At 45.3% G+C, this 824-nt stretch carries 1 protein-coding gene; it reads right to left on the reverse strand.

The window, feature by feature from the left end; genetic code table 11:
* Window positions 1–347: 347 nt before the first annotated feature.
* Window positions 348–824, reverse strand: a 477-nt coding sequence (locus ACWHAR_RS25430; protein WP_452088227.1) for a YwhD family protein, incomplete at its 5' end; no start/stop codon positions are given.

The raw sequence follows: 824 nt of genomic DNA on the forward strand, positions 1-824 counted from the left end.
AAAGCCCGCTTCCGAGAAAAAGTGGTGGGACAAATGGCTGGGGCGACATCATTGAAAATAACCCGGCTCCTCGGAGGCCGGGTTATTCGTATGGTTCCTTCATAATCGATGGAAGAATGTTAGACAATCGAGCTGAACAATCAGTTTTGGGATAAAGTGGTGAATTTCTCATTTCTTCGGCGCTGGCTTTCATCTCCCAGTCGCGGACTCATATCCCCCTAAAAATGAAAAACCCCGAGTCTTGTTTCGGCTCGGGATTTTCCATGTCCTATTTCTGTATCACCAGTTTACTCAATGTTCACGAAAAATATCTCAAATATTCTAAAAGTTCACAGAAAATTCACAAATTAATTGTCTTCCGGAAGCAGGCTCGTTTTTAACTCATCTGAGGAACGGTCCCATAGGCCCTGATCATGCTTTTTCAGAAATTCGCCTAGTACACGCTTCGAGCTGTCGTCCATTTTATCAACGATGATTTTCCGTTTCATGGATTTATCCATCAAATTCACATGCTCAGGCAGCGACTTGTAGCCTCTTCTGATGCTTCTGTCGACCGTCATTTCACAGGCTGTCACACCAGCGTAATAAGGCCCCTCTTCTTTTCTGTCAATCGTTACCCACACAAGCCAGTATGGTTTTCCGTTCGGCACTTCTTCTTTATTCGGGAGAAATTTAATTCCTTTTTCAACGGTGCTGCGGGCATGCATGGCGCCGATGTCTACGAACGCTTCTTTTTCTTCTACATCAACGAATACGGGAGAAATGTTATCAAGGCTGAGTGCCCCTACGCCAAAACCGCCGTGTCCGTCTGTCGGATCACTTTT

This window comes from Bacillus sp. LR--39, from assembly GCF_053613335.1.